General features: G+C 56.1%; 17 protein-coding genes and 1 riboswitch. Of the genes, 11 read left to right on the forward strand and 6 right to left on the reverse strand.

Annotated features, from left to right (window positions below; genetic code table 11):
• Positions 1-698: 698 nt before the first annotated feature.
• The gene (gene uvrB, locus ACPXSQ_RS02095; RefSeq protein ID WP_013025107.1) at positions 699-2,720 is read left to right on the forward strand and encodes an excinuclease ABC subunit UvrB; all 2,022 of its coding nucleotides are present in this window, start codon (positions 699-701) and stop codon (positions 2,718-2,720) included.
• A gap of 1 nt (position 2,721) precedes the next feature.
• On the opposite strand, the gene ACPXSQ_RS02100 is transcribed toward uvrB, so the two are convergent.
• Positions 2,722-3,627: a gluconeogenesis factor YvcK family protein gene (locus tag ACPXSQ_RS02100; RefSeq protein ID WP_028714959.1), complete on the reverse strand. Its 906-nt coding sequence runs from the start codon at positions 3,625-3,627 to the stop codon at positions 2,722-2,724.
• Positions 3,628-3,827: 200 nt separating this feature from the next.
• Positions 3,828-3,961: riboswitch (molybdenum cofactor riboswitch) on the forward strand.
• Here ACPXSQ_RS02100 and moaA point away from each other — a divergent pair.
• The 7 genes from moaA (at position 3,948) to ACPXSQ_RS02135 (ending at position 8,767) form a co-directional block, all read left to right on the forward strand.
• The gene (gene moaA / locus ACPXSQ_RS02105; protein ID WP_165971849.1) at positions 3,948-4,937 is read left to right on the forward strand and encodes a GTP 3',8-cyclase MoaA; all 990 of its coding nucleotides are present in this window, start codon (positions 3,948-3,950) and stop codon (positions 4,935-4,937) included. Its footprint overlaps the riboswitch before it by 14 nt.
• Positions 4,938-4,951: 14 nt before the next feature.
• Entirely contained in the window at positions 4,952-5,467 is a 516-nt protein-coding gene (gene moaB / locus ACPXSQ_RS02110; protein ID WP_024470897.1) for a molybdenum cofactor biosynthesis protein B, read from the forward strand.
• Positions 5,468-5,469: 2 nt separating this feature from the next.
• Positions 5,470-5,955, forward strand: coding sequence for a cyclic pyranopterin monophosphate synthase MoaC (moaC, locus tag ACPXSQ_RS02115; RefSeq protein ID WP_014593226.1), 486 nt, complete (start codon positions 5,470-5,472; stop codon positions 5,953-5,955).
• Entirely contained in the window at positions 5,948-6,193 is a 246-nt protein-coding gene (gene moaD / locus ACPXSQ_RS02120) for a molybdopterin synthase sulfur carrier subunit (protein ID WP_064373432.1), read from the forward strand. The genes moaC and moaD overlap by 8 nt, the downstream gene beginning before the upstream one ends.
• Complete coding sequence (gene moaE / locus ACPXSQ_RS02125; protein WP_013025113.1) at positions 6,194-6,646, forward strand: molybdopterin synthase catalytic subunit MoaE; 453 nt, start codon at positions 6,194-6,196, stop codon at positions 6,644-6,646.
• A gap of 223 nt (positions 6,647-6,869) precedes the next feature.
• Positions 6,870-7,964 (forward strand): DUF1615 domain-containing protein, encoded by a 1,095-nt coding sequence (locus ACPXSQ_RS02130; protein WP_014593229.1) that lies wholly within the window; start codon positions 6,870-6,872, stop codon positions 7,962-7,964.
• Between the two features lie 95 nt (positions 7,965-8,059).
• Entirely contained in the window at positions 8,060-8,767 is a 708-nt protein-coding gene (locus ACPXSQ_RS02135) for a Bax inhibitor-1/YccA family protein (RefSeq protein WP_426142625.1), read from the forward strand.
• A gap of 41 nt (positions 8,768-8,808) precedes the next feature.
• On the opposite strand, the gene ACPXSQ_RS02140 is transcribed toward ACPXSQ_RS02135, so the two are convergent.
• From ACPXSQ_RS02140 to ACPXSQ_RS02150, 3 genes are read right to left on the reverse strand one after another with little or no spacing between them, the layout of a single operon-like run.
• Positions 8,809-9,774, reverse strand: a complete 966-nt coding sequence (locus tag ACPXSQ_RS02140; protein WP_014593231.1) for a lysylphosphatidylglycerol synthase domain-containing protein — start codon at positions 9,772-9,774, stop codon at positions 8,809-8,811.
• Positions 9,774-11,018, reverse strand: coding sequence for a cardiolipin synthase ClsB (clsB, locus tag ACPXSQ_RS02145; RefSeq protein ID WP_014606268.1), 1,245 nt, complete (start codon positions 11,016-11,018; stop codon positions 9,774-9,776). Before clsB ends, ACPXSQ_RS02140 begins: the two co-directional genes overlap by 1 nt.
• Positions 11,015-11,776 (reverse strand): endonuclease/exonuclease/phosphatase family protein, encoded by a 762-nt coding sequence (locus ACPXSQ_RS02150; RefSeq protein ID WP_228225295.1) that lies wholly within the window; start codon positions 11,774-11,776, stop codon positions 11,015-11,017. The genes clsB and ACPXSQ_RS02150 overlap by 4 nt, the downstream gene beginning before the upstream one ends.
• A 177-nt stretch (positions 11,777-11,953) precedes the next feature.
• On the opposite strand from ACPXSQ_RS02150, the gene ACPXSQ_RS02155 reads away from it, so the two are divergent.
• From ACPXSQ_RS02155 to dusC, 3 genes are all read left to right on the forward strand, one after another.
• Positions 11,954-12,346: a YbhQ family protein gene (locus ACPXSQ_RS02155; RefSeq protein WP_013025119.1), complete on the forward strand. Its 393-nt coding sequence runs from the start codon at positions 11,954-11,956 to the stop codon at positions 12,344-12,346.
• 223 nt (positions 12,347-12,569) lie between these two features.
• Positions 12,570-13,919, forward strand: coding sequence for an ATP-dependent RNA helicase RhlE (gene rhlE / locus ACPXSQ_RS02160; RefSeq protein ID WP_014593234.1), 1,350 nt, complete (start codon positions 12,570-12,572; stop codon positions 13,917-13,919).
• Between the two features lie 2 nt (positions 13,920-13,921).
• Positions 13,922-14,908, forward strand: coding sequence for a tRNA dihydrouridine(16) synthase DusC (gene dusC, locus ACPXSQ_RS02165; RefSeq protein ID WP_019106153.1), 987 nt, complete (start codon positions 13,922-13,924; stop codon positions 14,906-14,908).
• A 29-nt stretch (positions 14,909-14,937) separates the two neighbouring features.
• On the opposite strand, the gene ppk2 is transcribed toward dusC, so the two are convergent.
• Both ppk2 and ACPXSQ_RS02175 read right to left on the reverse strand, forming a co-directional pair.
• Positions 14,938-15,855, reverse strand: coding sequence for a polyphosphate kinase 2 (gene ppk2 / locus ACPXSQ_RS02170; protein ID WP_426142630.1), 918 nt, complete (start codon positions 15,853-15,855; stop codon positions 14,938-14,940).
• Positions 15,856-15,869: 14 nt separating this feature from the next.
• On the reverse strand, positions 15,870-17,474 hold the full coding sequence (locus ACPXSQ_RS02175) for an inorganic phosphate transporter (RefSeq protein WP_042676578.1): 1,605 nt from the start codon (positions 17,472-17,474) through the stop codon (positions 15,870-15,872).
• Positions 17,475-17,487: the final 13 nt, after the last annotated feature.

Below are 17,487 nucleotides of genomic sequence, written 5' to 3' on the forward strand. Positions count from 1 at the left end.
AATCACCCTGTTTAAAGATAAATAAAAGTTAACAATTCCACGTCAGGACGCTTACGCGGTACAGCGTTGGTGCAGGTTCATGAAGCCGGGAAGTGCACCTGCTCGTTAATGGGGCAATGAAAAAAAGAAAAGTGAGACGCACTTGTCGCCGATCAAGGCACGGATTGCGCTGATAGCTAAATCACTACCCGTTAGCGTCAGAAAATAAGCGAAAAAAAATATTTTTTTATCGCCCAAAGGAGAGTGAAAAAAATTATACACAGCCGATGTGCAAAGGGCTGTCATTAGTTATCCACTATTCCTGTGGATAACCTTGTGTATTAGGTAATGAAAACAGGTTGGAAGCGAGGAAATACGGGGCCTGGTAACCCGATGATGAGAATCTGGGCTTTTTAAAGTAACGACATTAATTCAGTGACTTAGCAAAAAACAAGCCTGCCGGATTGGGGCCGATTCATCAAACTGCAATTTTATGACACATGCTTGACAAATGTTAAATCAATATCGGGCTTGGGGATAACCTTGCGCAACAGAATCCGGTTAGCGCGCGCGATAATGTCAAAGAGTCAAGCGTAAAGTGGTTGCCGTTACTGTGCATCAACACTGTTATTATATCCAGTATTATTTTCTGGCAAAATCGCCATAGCAGAGTAAAATAATGGGCTGCCCGCCGTCTTTCATCTGCAGGAACCGCATTCATGAGTAAAGATTTTAAACTGAACTCCGCTTTCAAGCCTTCCGGCGATCAGCCAGAGGCGATCCGTCGTCTTGAAGCCGGACTGGAAGATGGCCTGGCGCACCAGACGCTATTAGGCGTTACCGGATCGGGTAAAACCTTTACCGTGGCTAACGTGATCGCCGATCTTAACCGGCCCACCATGGTGCTGGCACCGAACAAAACGCTGGCGGCCCAGCTGTATGGTGAGATGAAGGAGTTTTTCCCGGACAACGCGGTGGAGTTTTTTGTCTCCTATTACGATTACTACCAGCCTGAAGCCTATGTCCCAAGCTCTGACACCTTTATCGAAAAAGACGCCTCGGTTAACGAACACATCGAGCAGATGCGTCTTTCCGCCACTAAAGCATTACTGGAGCGGCGTGATGTTATCGTCGTTGCCTCAGTGTCGGCCATTTACGGTCTGGGCGATCCCGATCTTTATCTGAAAATGATGCTGCACCTGACGCGCGGTATGATCATCGACCAGCGCAGCATTCTGCGTCGCTTGTCAGAGCTGCAGTACACGCGCAACGACCAGGCGTTTCAGCGCGGCACCTTCCGGGTGCGTGGCGAGGTCATCGATATTTTTCCGGCAGAGTCCGATGATATGGCACTGCGGGTGGAGTTATTTGACGAAGAGGTCGAGCGCCTGTCCCTGTTTGATCCGCTCACCGGGCAGGTTGAATCGGTTGTACCGCGTTTTACCATCTATCCGAAAACGCACTACGTTACGCCGCGTGAGCGCATTCTGCAGGCCATGGAAGACATCAAGGTTGAACTGGCCGACCGGCGTAAAACCCTGCTGGAAAACAACAAACTGCTGGAAGAGCAGCGCATCACTCAGCGCACCCAGTTTGATCTGGAGATGATGGGCGAGCTGGGCTACTGCTCCGGCATCGAAAACTACTCGCGTTACCTGTCGGGCCGTGGGCCGGGAGAGGCGCCGCCTACGCTGTTTGACTATCTCCCCGCAGATGGCCTGCTGGTGGTGGATGAGTCCCACGTCACGATTCCCCAAATTGGCGGCATGTATCGTGGCGACCGTGCACGTAAAGAGACGTTGGTAGAGTACGGTTTCCGACTGCCTTCGGCGCTTGATAACCGTCCGATGAAGTTCGAAGAGTTTGAAGCGCTGGCCCCTCAGACGATCTATGTGTCGGCAACGCCGGGCAAATATGAGCTGGAGAAATCCGGCGACGAGGTCATCGATCAGGTGGTGCGTCCAACCGGCCTGCTGGATCCGATTCTTGAGGTCCGCCCCGTGGCGACGCAGGTTGATGATTTACTGTCTGAGATCCGCCAGCGCGTTACGATCAACGAGCGCGTCCTGGTGACCGTCCTGACTAAACGCATGGCGGAAGATCTGACAGAGTACCTTGAAGAGCACGGTGAAAAGGTGCGCTATCTGCACTCGGATATCGACACGGTGGAAAGGATGGAAATCATTCGTGACCTGCGTCTGGGCAAATTTGACGTACTGGTTGGGATCAACCTGTTGCGAGAAGGGCTGGACATGCCTGAGGTATCGCTGGTGGCCATTCTGGATGCGGACAAAGAGGGCTTCCTGCGTTCGGAGCGTTCGCTGATTCAGACCATTGGCCGTGCGGCACGTAATATTAACGGTAAAGCGATTCTGTATGGCGACAAGATCACGCCTTCAATGGCCAGAGCGATTGAAGAAACGGAACGCCGCCGTGAGAAGCAGCAGCGGCATAACGAAGAAAACGGCATCGTGCCTCAGGGCCTGAACAAGAAAATCACCGATATTCTGGAACTGGGCAATAACGTGGTGAAAACGCGTGGTAAAGCCAAGCCCGCTAAGCGCAATGCCGCTGAGGCAGACGCCGATTACCTGGCGTTGTCCCCCCAGGCGTTGCAGAAAAAGATCCACGAGCTGGAAGGGCAGATGCAGCAACATGCGCAAAACCTGGAGTTCGAACAGGCGGCTGGCCTGCGCGATCAGCTGCAGGAATTGCGCACATTGTTTATTGCGGTGTCCTGATTCAGTTAAATCCCTGAACGGCGTGCTCCAGCGCGGCGCGCAGCAGTTGGCGGTCGTGGCGGTACTTGATATCGGCGGCCTCCAGCGGTTCACGAATAATCAGGCGGTTTTCCACCCGGCTGACGTCCGTGGACGGGCCAACTACGATCGCGTCGATCACCCGCTTGCCAATGTAGTGCTCCATCATCGCCAGTTTGTCGGCCACGGTAAGCGTTGCCGCCGCAGGACTCAACTCGCGGCCCAGGTTGCCGATAAACACCATGTTAGCGGGCGTCCGGCGTAATGCCTGCGCCATCTCTTTCATAAGCAGAATGGGCATCAGGCTGGTGTAAAAGCTGCCCGGTCCAATCAGAATGAGATCGGCTTCTGCAACAGCATCGAGCGCCTCGCGGGTGGGCAGCACGGCAGGATGCAGCATCAGTTCCTGCGGTGGAAGCTGCATGGCGTCGATAGCGGTTTCCCCATACACCGCGTTGCCCTCGCTATCGGTTGCAACTAAATCAACCGGATGCTCTGACATGGGGATTAAAAAGGCGTCAACTTTCAACAGGTTTCTGATGATGTTGACCACTTCCAGCGGCCGCACGCTAAGGTGATCCAGCGCTTTCAGTATCAGGTTACCCAGATTGTGTCCGGCCAGTTCACCGTTGCCGGTAAAGCGATATTCGAACATGGCGGAGGCCACGCTAGGCTCCGTGATCAGCTGGTTAATACAGTTACGCAGGTCGCCCCAGGCGATGCCACCTTCTGCGCGACGAATGCGGCCTGTGGAGCCACCGTTGTCTGTCGTGGTCACAATGCCTGTGAGGCGTGAACCCAGAGGGGACAGGGCCGACATCACGCGTCCTAATCCGTGTCCGCCACCTAAGGCCACCACGCGATCCAGGTCCGCCAGTGTTCGATTCATACTTCTCCTTTTCACGTCTGCGCCGGCCAGCGGCCCGGTTGATGCAGACGGGGGTAATTTACGTCAATGCTTACCGGGTATTTTAACTTATCCTGTGAGCGAAATACGGTGAAAGTTAACGTTATGCAGCACACAGAGTAAAAGCCGTGGATGGCGCATCACTACTAATCGCGCTACCATCTGTATACCGCGTTAACCAGCCGGTTAACGTACACTCAAGCCTGAATGCCTACGTCGGTGGATAGGGGATTCAGGCCGTAGCCTACACGCTGCCAGGGTGCAGGAAGAAATGACTGCATCTCCCGAATTGGAAAGGTGTTCTGGTGTCACAATTTACTGATGCATTTGCGCGCAAATTTTACTATTTGCGCCTGTCGGTCACGGATGTATGCAACTTCCGTTGTACCTATTGCCTGCCCGATGGCTATCAGCCAAACGGTATCCGCAATAAAAGTTTTCTCTCGCTGGATGAAATTCGTCGGGTCACGCGCGCCTTCGCGGCGGCGGGCACGGAGAAAGTGCGCCTGACCGGCGGTGAACCTTCATTACGTCGCGATTTTACCGACATCATTGCGGCTGTCAGAGAAAACGCGGCTATCCGCCACATCGCCGTCACCACCAATGGTTACCGGCTGGCGCGTGACGTTAAGCAGTGGCGCGATGCCGGACTCACCGCCCTGAACGTCAGCGTGGACAGCCTTGATGCACGCCAGTTTCATGCCATAACCGGTCAGGATAAATTCCACCAGGTGATGGCCGGGATCGATGCGGCCTTTGAGGCCGGCTTCAGCCAGGTCAAAGTGAACAGCGTGCTGATGCGCGACGTCAACAGCCATAATCTCACGACCTTTCTTGACTGGATCCGTACGCGCCCCATTCAACTGCGTTTTATTGAGCTGATGGAAACCGGTGAGGGCGGTGCGCTGTTTCGCGAGCAGCACGTGTCGGGCGAGGTGATCCGCGATCGACTTCTCGCGCAGGGCTGGCAGCGCCGTATCAGCGGCCGCAGCGATGGCCCGGCGCAGGTGTTTTATCATCCGGATTACGTGGGTGAAATCGGACTGATCATGCCGTATTCCAAAGATTTTTGCGCCAGCTGTAACCGCCTGCGGGTTTCCGCTCAGGGCAACCTGCACCTGTGTCTGTTTGGCGATGGCGGCATTCCGCTGCGTGATTTACTGGCGTCCGACGATCAGCAAGATGAATTGCAGGCGCGCATTGCCAGCAGCCTGGGCCAGAAGAAACAGACGCATTTCCTGTTGCAGGGCAATACCGGTATCACACAGAATCTTTCTTACATTGGCGGTTAATTGCAGGAGCAAATATGGGTAAACCAGCCAGCGCGTTTCAACCGTTACAGCTTGCCACGCTGACGGTCTCAGACAGCCGTGATGCCAGTAATGATACATCCGGGGATTATCTGCGTGAGGCCGCGGCCGAAGCCGGACACAGCGTCATCGACCACGCCATCGTGCCCGACAATCTTTACCGCATTCGCGCCATTGTCTCACGCTGGATTGCCAGCGAGGATGTGCAGGTGGTTATCGTCAACGGCGGCACCGGCTTTAACCTGAAAAACAGCACCCCTGAGGCGCTCCTGCCGCTGTTCGATCGGGAAATCGAAGGCTTTGGCGAGCTGTTTCGCATGATTTCCTATGAAGACATCGGCGGTTCGACGTTACAGTCCCGCGCGGTCGCCGGTCTGGCAAACCAGACGTTAATTTTCGCGGTTCCCGGCTCGACATCGGCCTGTACCAGCGCCTGGGAGCGCATCATCGCCGAGCAACTGGATGCCCGTACGCGTCCCTGCAACTTTGTTACCCATTTAAAGAAGCTTTGAGCATGTCACAACTTACCCACATTAACGCCGCTGGCGAAGCCCATATGGTGGATGTTTCCGCTAAAAACGACACCGTGCGCGAGGCACAGGCTGAAGTGCTGGTGCTGATGAAGCCGGAAACCTTACAGATGATTATTGAGGGCAGTCACCACAAAGGTGACGTGTTCGCGACGGCGCGCATCGCCGGTATTCAGGCGGCAAAACGCACGTGGGAGCTGATTCCCCTTTGCCATCCGCTGATGCTGAGCAAAGTGGAAGTCGCGCTGGTGGCTGAGCCAGCGTGGAACCGGGTACGCATTACGTCACTGTGTCGGCTCACCGGGAAAACCGGGGTAGAAATGGAAGCCCTGACGGCGGCCTCCGTAGCCGCGCTGACCATCTATGACATGTGCAAGGCGGTACAAAAAGACATTGTCATCGACCAACTGCGCCTGCTGCATAAAAGCGGCGGCAAAAGCGGCGATTTTCAGGCGGTTGCCCATGATTAAGGTGCTGTTTTTTGCTCAGGTGCGGGAACTGGTGGGCACCGATTCGCTTACCCTGGCTCCGGATTACCCCGATGTGGCGGCGCTGCGGGCTGCTCTGGCGCAGCGGGGCGAACGCTGGGCGCTGGCGCTGGACAGCGAACGTTTACTCGCCGCAGTTAACCAGACGCTCACCGCACTTCATCATCCCCTAAAGGACGGCGATGAAGTGGCCTTTTTTCCGCCGGTGACGGGAGGATAAATGGACACGCAAATTCGGGTGGGCCCGGCTGCCTTTGATATGGCTCAGGAGTACCAGTGGCTGGCGGGATGTCCAGAAGACGGCGCTGTGGTGACCTTTACCGGCAAAGTGCGCAATCATAATCTGGGGGATGATGTGGCGGCCCTGACGCTGGAGCATTATCCCGGCATGACGGAAAAGGCGCTGCAGGAAATCATTGATGACGCACGCCAGCGCTGGCCGCTGCAGCGGGTTTCCGTGATTCACCGCATTGGTGAACTCTTCCCCGGCGATGAAATTGTGTTTGTTGGCGTCACCAGCGCACACCGCAGCAGCGCGTTTGCCGCCGCGGAGTTTATTATGGACTACCTGAAAACCCGCGCTCCGTTCTGGAAACGTGAAACCACCGAACAGGGCGACCGCTGGGTGGATGCGCGCAACAGCGATCATGAGGCCGCTCAGCGCTGGGATTAGGGGCGAGCGTTGCGCTGCGGGGGCAAACCGGATCTTTCCCTACGCGTGCTCGCCGCCGCCCTCGTCGCGTTGCAACGGCATCACGTTACCGTCCAGCGCGTTGACATCACCGATCCCTTTTCCGCCAGTTGCGCGAAAAGCGATAACCTGAGTTCAGATAATCCACCCTGCTCTGCGAAGCGGGGCAGTGTTAAGCTACTCTTTTTCCCCTCAGAGGACAGGTATGTCATTCACTTCTTTACCCAAACGCCTGACGCTGCTTGCCGTGCTGATCCTGGCGGGCTGTAGCAGTAAAAAAACGCCGGAAGCGCCTGCAAAGCAGCCTGAGGATGTAAAAGCGCAGATCCAACGCCTGCTGCCTGCCAACGTCAGTAATAAATCAGGCTGGGCAGATGATATCTATACCTCATTCCGCACCCAGGGGCTTGAGGCCAGCGACAGCAACCTGTGCGCGGTCATTGCCGTAGCAGGACAGGAGTCGGGTTTTGACGCCAGCGGTAACGTGCCCGGCATGTCAAAAATCGCCTGGGACGAGATCGACCGCCGCGCGGCGAAGGTTCACGTGCCGGCGTTTTTAGTGCGCACAGCGCTGCTCATCAAATCCAGCAACGGCGAAAGCTATGCCGCGCGGCTGGATAAAGCCAAAAGTGAAAAAGATCTGAGCGATATTTTCGACGACTTTATCGAGATGGTGCCCATGGGGCAGACATTGTTTGGCAACCTTAACCCCGTGCATACCGGCGGGCCGATGCAGGTGAGCATCGCGTTTGCCGAAGCCCATGCCAAAGGCTACCCATGGCCGGTTGACGGCTCCATCCGCCGTGAGGTCTTCACCCGCCATGGCGGCGTCTATTTCGGCACGATGCACCTGCTCGGTTATCCCACCGATTACAGCAAGCCACTTTACCGCTTTGCGGACTATAACGCGGGCTGGTACGCCAGCCGCAATGCCGCTTTCCAGGCGGCAGTCTCTCGTGCGACAGGCATGAAACTGGCGCTGGATGGCGATCTCATTCAGTACGGCTCAGACAAGGCGGGATCGACGGAGCTGGCGGTGCGCACCCTGGCGAAACGCCTGGATATGAGCAACAGCGAAATTCGCGACGATCTTGAGCAGGGCGAAAAGGCCGAATTCAGCAACAGCGACGTGTGGAAGCAGGTCTTTGCGCTGGCAGATAAAATGGCCGGACGGCGCCTGCCCCGTGAAATGTTGCCGGGCATTAAGCTTGAAAGCCCTAAAATCACCCGCAATTTAACCACCGCGTGGTTTGCTCAGCGCGTGGACGGTCGTTATCAGCAGTGCATGAAACGTCAATAAGCATGGCGTTGTGGCGCAGTTGAACAGAGCTGTGCCACACTTAACCAGGCTCCCCTGTCAGGGGAATAACCCATTTGTTCAACAAGAGGTGCATCATGGACCGATATCCACAGAATGATTCAATAGTTCAGCCTGCATCTCGCGGGTTGCAGGCTTACATGGCACAGGTTTATGGCTGGATGACCTGTGGTTTATTACTCACCGCGTTTGTCTCCTGGTTTGCCGCCCGCACGCCGGCGGTGATGGAGCTGGTGTTTGCAAACCGCATTACCTTCTTCGGCCTGATTATTGTGCAGCTGGCGCTGGTGTTCATCCTCTCTGGCATGGTCCATCGCCTGAGCGGTGCCGTAGCGACCGGGTTATTTATGCTCTACTCGGCCCTGACCGGGTTAACCATGGCCAGCATCTTCCTGGTGTACACCTATTCCTCCATTGCCAGTACGTTCTTTGTCACGGCGGGGATGTTTGGTGCCATGAGCTTCTATGGCTACACCACCAAGCGCGATCTGAGCCGCCTGGGCAGCCTGCTGTTTATGGCGCTGATCGGTATTCTGCTGGCATCGCTGGTGAACTTCTGGCTGAAAAGCCCGGCGTTGATGTGGGCGATTACCTACATTGGTGTGGTGGTGTTTGTGGGCCTGACGGCCTATGACACGCAGAAACTGAAAAACATTGGCGAGCAGATTGATGCGCGCGACACGGAAAACCTGCGTCGCTACTCGATCATGGGCGCGCTGACGCTCTACCTTGACTTCATCAACCTGTTCCTGATGCTGCTGCGTATTTTCGGCAATCGCCGCTAAAAAACGGGCTGCTCTGGTTTGCCAGAGCAGCCGCTCCCCGGTTACGACTTCTGCAGTTTCTGTTCGTTTTTATGCCGCATATGCTTAGCGCGACTCTCCAGCCCCAGGTACAGCACCAGCGCCAGCAGCAGGGGCAAAATAAAGTAGAGCACCCGGTAGGCCAGCAGGGCGGCAATAATGGTACCGTGAGAGAGATCTTCGCCGCTCAACAGCGCTAAAAACACCGCCTCAAGCACGCCAATCCCCGCCGGAATATGAATAATCACGCCAGCGATACTGCTGATCAATAAAACCCCCAGCACCATCGGATAGCCCACATCCCGGCCCAGTAGCAACCAGATAATGGTGCCCATCACCATCCAGTTGGCACAGGAAACGGCAAACTGAAACAGCGCCATACGTAATGAAGGCAGCTGTAACGTCTGGCCTTTGACCGTCCAGCGGCGACGTTTTGAAAAGGCACAGGACCAGAGGTAGAAGGCGACCAGCACCAGCAAGACAACCCCGATCAGCCGTAGCGTGGTTTCGCCAATAAACCAGCCGCTGGGAATGGAAACCATGCCCGCGCTGAAAACGACGCCCGCCAGCAGGATATAGCCCAGCCAGTTGGTAGCAATGCTGAGTGAGAAAATGCGCGTAATGGTACCGCTGTCCAGGCCAAGGCGTGAGTACAGCCGATAGCGCATAGCCACGCCGCCAACCCAGGTACTGAGGGTCAGGTTAAAGGCATAGCAGATAAACGACACCAGCATCACCTGGCGCCTGGCCAGTTTATGACCGCAGTAGGCGCGACCGATCAGGTCGTAACAGCCATACACGAGGTAACTGACGATCACCAGGCCTGCGGCGGTCAGCACCACGAAACGGTTGTAGTTGACGATAACTTTATAGACGTCATCCCAGTTCACCTTGCGTGCATAGATGACCAGCAGCACAATGACGGCCACGAAGAACAGGCCGGTAAGTATTTTTTTTGCCAGTTTCCAGCGCGGATGCGTGTTTGCCATCAGGATTTCGCTCCTTCATTGTTGGCTTCGACGCGATCTTGCGTCTCCATTTCAGGCTGCACGGGCGGGTCAACCTGGGCCAGTTTTGGCGTGTGTGCCGGCAGCCAGCCGGCGATTGCAGGAAAGTGGCGCAGAAAGTGGAACACCACGACGCTTTTCGACAACTGCCACCAGTTACGCGGCGGCAGTTTATCCTCCTGAACGCGCTGGCAATCTTCTGCCAGTAAATGCTCAAGATTGTCGCGTAATGTCTCATTAAAGTGGCGATCGTGAATGATCAGGTTCGCTTCGAGGTTTAGCGATAAACTTAAGGGATCGAGGTTGCTGGAGCCGACTGTCGCCCACTGCTGATCTTTCACCGCCACTTTACCGTGCAGCGGACGACGGCAGTATTCGTAGACCTCCACGCCAGCATCCACCAGATAGTTATAGAGCAGCTCTGCGCCCACTTTCACAATCGGCATATCGGGCTCGCCCTGCACAATCAAACGCACCCGAACCCCGCGCTGTGCCGCATTGCGCATTTCCCGCAACAGTCGGTAGCCGGGGAAAAAATAGGCATTCGCGATAATCACGTCCTGTTTGGCACTGCGCAGCATATCCAGATAGTGCTGTTCAATATCGTCCCGGTGATCATCATTATCGCGATACACGAAGAGCACTTGCGCGTCGCCGGGCAGGGCGTTCTTAGCCGGACGATGTGAACGCTGTCCCCACCAGCGGCGGGTGGTGGCCTGACTGCCGATTGCCTCTTGCAGGTAGCGGGTAATATCCGCCACTACCGGTCCTTTCACCTCAACGGTGTAATCCTGTTTGGCTTCAGGGCCATAGTCGGTGTAGTGCTCGGCGGAGAAATTAATCCCGCCGACAAAGGCGATAACCCCGTCAACCACCACGGTTTTGCGATGCAGGCGGCGAAAGACGTTGGTACGCATGCCCATCACCAGCGGACGCGGATCGTAGTAAATAAAACGGACGCCCGCCTGGGTAAGGCTGTTCACAAAGTCGTCTGACAGCTCCGACGATCCGTAACCATCCACCATCATTTCAACCTTGACGCCGCGCTGTGCTGCGGCCAGCAACTCGCGGTGTAAAGCGTTACCGACATCGTCTTCAAACAGGATAAAGGTTTCCAACAGCACACTGCGCTCGGCACGCTGAATTGCGCCAAAAACCCGGGGGAAAAACGTATCCCCATTTTCCAGCAGGCGCAGTTTATTGCCGTTTTGCCAGTCAAAATTCATAGATGGATCTCCACCGCCAGCGGCGCGTGATCGGAAAGGTGTGACCAGGGTTTACGCGGCAGCGCCCAGGGATGACTCACCGTGGCGTTGCGAACATAAATACGATCCAGTCTTAGAAGAGGAAAGCGGGCCGGGAAGGTGCGTGCCGGTCGCCCATGTTTGATGCTGAATACCTCTTTTAGCCCGGCCCCTTTTTGCAGGATTTTATTGGCGCGTCCCTGCCAGTCGTTAAAATCGCCAGCCACCACCACGGGCGCATCCGGCGGCAGGGCCAGCACCATCTCGTTCAGCATTGCCATTTGGGCGCGACGGTGGGCCGCTTTCAGACCCAGGTGAACGCAGATAACGTGCAGCGGACCGTAGGGCGCGGGGAGCGTAATCTGGCAGTGCAGCATGCCCCGGTTTTCACTACCGGCCACCGAGACATCGCGGTTCTGATATTCGGCAATGGGAAAGCGCGACAGCACGGCATTGCCGTGGTGTCCTTCCGGATAGACTGCGTTACGCCCATAGGCAAAATCATTCCACATGGTGTCAGCCAGAAACTCGTAATGTGAGGTATTGGGCCAGTTTTCATGTTGCAGAGGATGGATGTCATGTGTTCCCATCACCTCCTGCAACAAGACGATATCTGCCGACGTTGCGCGTACGGCTTCGCGCAATTCTGGCAAGATGAAGCGTCGGTTAAACGGGGCAAAACCTTTATGGGTATTGATCGTCAGGACTTTAAATGAAAATCCTTGCTGGATTTGTGGCATACTCGCGACGCGCTCCTTTTCATCTTCATCAACCACAAAGTGTAGTCTTTGTCACAAATGGAGGGTGAAGAAGAGGAATAAATAAGGCGTTATCTGATATTTGCTTTACATTGATGAAACCGTCCCTGGCCGGATCCGGTTGCATTCAGGCAACCCGCCAGGTCTGCAGGAGAAAAAATGAAATTGTCTAATCGCTTTCAAATTATTACCGGTCAAACCTGGGCCCATATCGCTATGCACCTGCTGGTGATTGCCGCGCTGGTATGGGGCTGGAAACACAAAGCACTGGTCGAAGTGTGCAGTACCCTGGTGGTGACGTATGCAGGGGTGTTTATCGCCATGCTGATCACGCAGCGTAGTGCCCGTTTGCGTACCCTCGGTGATTACCTCGAAGAGGCGACGACCACCTACTACTTCGGCGCTGCGATGATGACGCTGTTCCTGGTCTCTCGCATTTTCCACAACAATCTGCTGCTGGCCAGCCTGGGCATGGTTATGCTACTGGGCCCGGCACTGGTTTCTCTGCTGGCCAAAGAGCCTGCACGACGCATTGAGAAAAAACGCAGTTAACTGAGCTGTCCGATAACCAAAGCCACCGTAAGGTGGCTTTGTTGTTTAGGCCGTTTGTAATCAATTGTGAGCTATCTCGCACAGGAACGTTAAAGCTGTTACACTCCGCCGCTTATGCATCGTAGTTTGCACCCTTTTCACGCGTCAGCGTCAGCTGGCGTCACTATCCCTCTGAAAACTACACCGTGAAACACGGTCAGAGTGGACCGGAGTAATACTCGTCATGTCTTTTGACTCTCTCGGCCTGAGTGCCGATATTTTGCGTGCGGTTGCTGAGCAAGGCTACAGCGAACCGACTCCTATCCAGCGCCAGGCGATTCCTGTGGTGCTGTCCGGCCGCGATCTGCTGGCAAGTGCGCAGACCGGCACCGGCAAAACGGCCGGATTCACGCTGCCTTTACTACAGAAGCTGTCGGCGAATACCGGCGCAGTACGTGGACGTCGTCCGGTGCGTGCGCTGATCCTCACGCCTACCCGTGAACTGGCCGCTCAGGTCGGGGAAAACGTTGTTGAATACAGTAAGTATTTACCGCTTCGTTCGCTGGTGGTGTTTGGTGGTGTCAGCATTAACCCGCAGATGATGAAGCTGCGCGGCGGGGTCGATATTCTGGTGGCAACACCGGGCCGTTTACTGGACCTGGTCCATCAGAACGCGGTTGACCTCTCTCAGGTGGAAGTGCTGGTTCTGGATGAGGCCGATCGTATGCTCGATATGGGCTTTATCCACGATATTCGCCGTGTGCTGGCAAAACTGCCTGCCAAACGTCAGAACCTGCTGTTCTCTGCCACCTTCTCGGACGAGATTAAAACCCTGGCAGAAAAACTGCTGCATAACCCGGAGCAGGTGGAAGTGGCACGCCGCAACACCGCTTCGGAGCAGGTTTCTCAACAGGTGCATTTTGTTGATAAGAAACGCAAACGGGAACTGCTGTCGCAGCTGATCGGCGAAGGTAACTGGCAGCAGGTGCTGGTGTTTACCCGAACCAAGCATGGGGCTAACCACCTTGCAGAACAGTTGGGTAAAGACGGTATTACCGCTGCGGCGATTCACGGCAATAAGAGTCAGGGTGCACGTACGCGCGCACTGGCTGATTTTAAATCCGGCGCAATTCGCGTGCTGGTGGCCACCGATATCGCGGCCCGTGGCCTGGATATTGAAGAACTCCCACACGTCGTAAACTATGAGCTGCCAAACGTAGCGGAAGACTATGTGCATCGTATTGGTCGTACCGGCCGTGCGGCGGCAACCGGCGTCGCACTGTCACTGGTGTGCGTGGATGAACACAAACTGCTGCGCGATATTGAACGTCTGCTTAAGCGTGAAATTCCGCGTCTGGCCGTACCGGGCTATGAGCCGGATCCAAGCATCAAAGCGGAACCTATCGTGAATGGCCGTCAGTCACAGCAGCCACGCGGCCGTGGTCGCAGCCAGGGCGGACAGGGTGCAGGCGCTGCGCGTCCGCAAGGGGACAAGCGTTCACAGCCCCGTCGTCAGGGACCGGCAGCGGGCCCGTCTGACAAGCCAGCCGCGCGTCCACGTCGCCCAGCGCCTAAGCGTAGCGGAAACGCCTGACAATGCGGGTTTTACTGGCACCGATGGAAGGCGTACTGGATTCTCTGGTGCGCCAGCTGTTAACGGAGGTCAACGACTACGATCTGTGCATTACAGAATTTTTGCGCGTCGTGGATCAACTCTTGCCGGTAAAATCCTTTTATCGACTCTGCCCTGAACTGCACCATGCCAGCCGCACGCCCTCGGGCACGCTGGTCCGTCTGCAACTGCTGGGGCAGCATCCGGACTGGCTGGCGGAAAACGCCGCACGAGCGGTTACTCTGGGCTCCTGGGGCGTTGATCTGAACTGTGGTTGTCCGTCAAAGCTGGTCAACGGCAGCGGCGGCGGTGCCACGCTGTTAAAAGATCCCGATTTAATCTATCGCGCGGCAAAAGCCATGCGGGCATCGGTACCGGCTTCGTTGCCCGTTACGGTGAAGGTGCGGCTGGGATGGGATTCCAGCGCGCGCAGTATGGAAATTGCGGATGCGGTACAGCAGGCCGGTGCCAGCGAGCTGGTGGTGCATGGTCGAACCAAAGAAGACGGTTATCGTGCCGAGGCGATCAACTGGCAGGCCATCGGCGACATCCGTCAGCGCCTACGTATTCCGGTTATCGCGAATGGCGAGATCTGGGACTGGCAAACGGCCCAGGACTGCCTGCGGACCACCGGTTGTGATGCCGTGATGATTGGCCGAGGCGCGCTTAACGTGCCTAACCTGAGTCGGGTCATCAAATACAATGACGCGCCCATGCCCTGGCCGGAGGTGGTGGCGCTGTTACAGAAATATACCCGGCTGGAAAAACAGGGCGATACCGGCATGTACCATGTTGCCCGTATCAAACAGTGGCTCGGGTATTTACGTAAAGCCTACGTTGAAGCCGGTGAGCTGTTCGGTGAAATTCGCGCGTTAAAATCATCCCAGGATATCGCCACGGCCATCGACCGTTATGCCCGGTTGCAAGAGCAGGCCAGCTCTGAAGCCTTCAGTGTGGTGAAAACCGGTTAGCGCAGCGTCCTGCCGCGCTTGGCTTGCCATTAATACTTTTCAGGCACGATCATCGTGTCCGGCACGTCATTACGGCGGTAATCCTGCGACCGTTCACGCGGTGACAAAATAATTTCATCATGCGTAGCGTCTTCATAAGGCACCTGTTGCAAGAGGTGGCTGATGCAGTTCAGTCGCGCACGCTTTTTATCCACGCCCTGAACGACCCACCAGGGCGCATCCGGGATATGGGTCCGGCTCAGCATCTCTTCTTTGGCTTCGGTATAATCTTCCCAGCGGCAGCGACTTTCCAGGTCCATCGGGCTGAGTTTCCACTGCTTCAGCGGATCGTGAATACGGCTCAAAAAGCGCAGTTCCTGCTCCTCGTCCGTAATGGAAAACCAGTATTTGACGATTTGAATACCGCTGCGGGTCAGCATTTTTTCAAATTCCGGCACGCTACGATAGAACTCCTCGACGTCAGCCTCACTGCAAAAGCCCATCACCCGTTCCACGCCCGCCCGGTTGTACCAGCTCCGGTCGAACAGCACCATTTCCCCGGCGGCGGGCAGATGAGCAATGTAACGCTGGAAATACCACTGGGTTTTTTCGCGGTCGTTAGGTGCTGGCAGGGCGGCAACCCGGCAGGTGCGCGGGTTAAGGCGTTGCGTGATGCGTTTGATAACACCGCCTTTACCGGCGGCGTCGCGGCCTTCGAACAGAATGACCAGCCGATGGCCGGTGCGCATCACCCAGTCCTGAAGCTTAACCAGTTCGCCCTGCAGGTGCAGCAGTTCGCGAAAATAGCGACGACGCCAGGCCTTCTCATCATTCCCGTCAGGCGTGGTCTCGCCAAAACGCAGGTCGTCGAGTTCCATCTCCAGTTCTTCATCGTAGCTGTCGTAGAACTCCTGTAACAGACGCTGATTAAATGTATCCCGGTTGAAGCTGTTATCGTGTGTTGCCATAACGAATCACCTGGTCAGATGTGGATAAACAGCCCGTAGAGCAGGGCAGAAAGTAAGACTGAAACCGGCAGCGTCAATATCCAGGCCACTGCCAGATTCCGCAGCGTGGACATTTGCAGGCCTGATCGGTTCGCCGCCATGGTGCCTGCCACACCCGAGGAGAGAACGTGTGTGGTGGACACGGGCAAACCGAATGCGTCGGCCGCGCCGATGGTCACCATCGCCACCAGTTCGGCGCTGGCACCCTGTGCATAGGTCAGATGGGTTTTACCGATACGTTCCCCCACGGTGACCACAATGCGACGCCAGCCCACCATTGTGCCCAGCCCCAGTGCAATCGCCACGACCACCTTCACCCAGACAGGAATAAAGCGCGTAGCGCTGTCCAGCTCGGTTTTCACGGCGGTTAAATTGCGTTCAGTGTCGTCCGGCAGGGCAACGTGGGCGCTTTGCAAATGTTTAATGGACTCCGACGCGAGGTACATTTGATTGCGCGTGTTGCTCACGGATTGCGCCGGGATATTTTCCATCGAGCCGTAGCGGCGGATCTGTTCGCCCACGTCGTGCAGCGTCATCGCCAGGGCCGGCAGCACGTTGGCATTCATTTGTTCGCTGCTGACAAACGCGGTTAACACGTCCCGTGGGGCCGGTGCGGGCGTGGTGGCAGGCTGAATGTGCAGGAGCTGGCGCGCCGTGACGTCGGTCAGGGCGGCCACGCGCGGGATCTGATCGGGCGGCAGGGAACGGTTCAGGGCATAGGCGATCGGCATGGTGCCGACCAGGATCAGCATGATGAGCCCCATGCCTTTTTGTCCGTCATTCGATCCATGGGCAAAAGAGACGCCGGTACAGGTCAGAATCAGCAGTCCACGGATCCAGACGGGCGGCGGCTCGTTGCTCTGCGGGGCCTGATAAAGCTGACGGTTACGAATAAACAGCTTCATCGTCCACAGCAGCAGGGCGGCGCAGACAAACCCCACCACCGGCGACAGCAGAAGGGCATAACCGACTTTCAGGGCCTGCTCCCAGTCCACACCGCTCAGCCCGCTGCGGCCGTGCAGCATGGCATTGGCAACGCCCACTCCGATGATCGAGCCAATCAAGGTGTGCGAGGAGGAGGAGGGCAGGCCAAGATACCAGGTGCCCAGGTTCCAGATAATGGCCGAGAAGAGCAGGGCATAAATCATGGCAAAACCGTTGCCGCTGCTGGCCTGCAATATCAGTTCGACGGGCAGCAACGAAATAATCCCAAACGCCACCACACCGCTGGAGAGCATCACGCCAAGGAAATTGCAGAATCCCGACCAGACCACGGCAACACCGGGCGTCAGAGAGTGGGTATAGATGACCGTCGCGACCGCATTTGCGGTATCGTGAAAACCGTTTACAAACTCAAAGCCCAGCGCAATCAGCAGCGCGAGGCCTAATAAAAAGAAGGGTAAGTAACTGGTGACCGGCGTGTTGGTTTTTTCTACGTCATGAAACAGGTTAAATCCGGCAAAGGCCAGACCGGCGATCAGCAGAAGAAAGAAAATTGGTTTTGTGAAGCGGCTACCTTTGCCATTGAAATCGGGTCGTCCATGAGTCGGGCCTGAAGAGGGTAAACTGTTTTCGCTCATGCAAAACCTCATA

The sequence above is a fragment of the Pantoea sp. EEL5 genome (genome assembly GCF_049892805.1).
In the GTDB taxonomy this organism is placed as follows: Bacteria; Pseudomonadota; Gammaproteobacteria; order Enterobacterales; family Enterobacteriaceae; genus Pantoea; species Pantoea ananatis.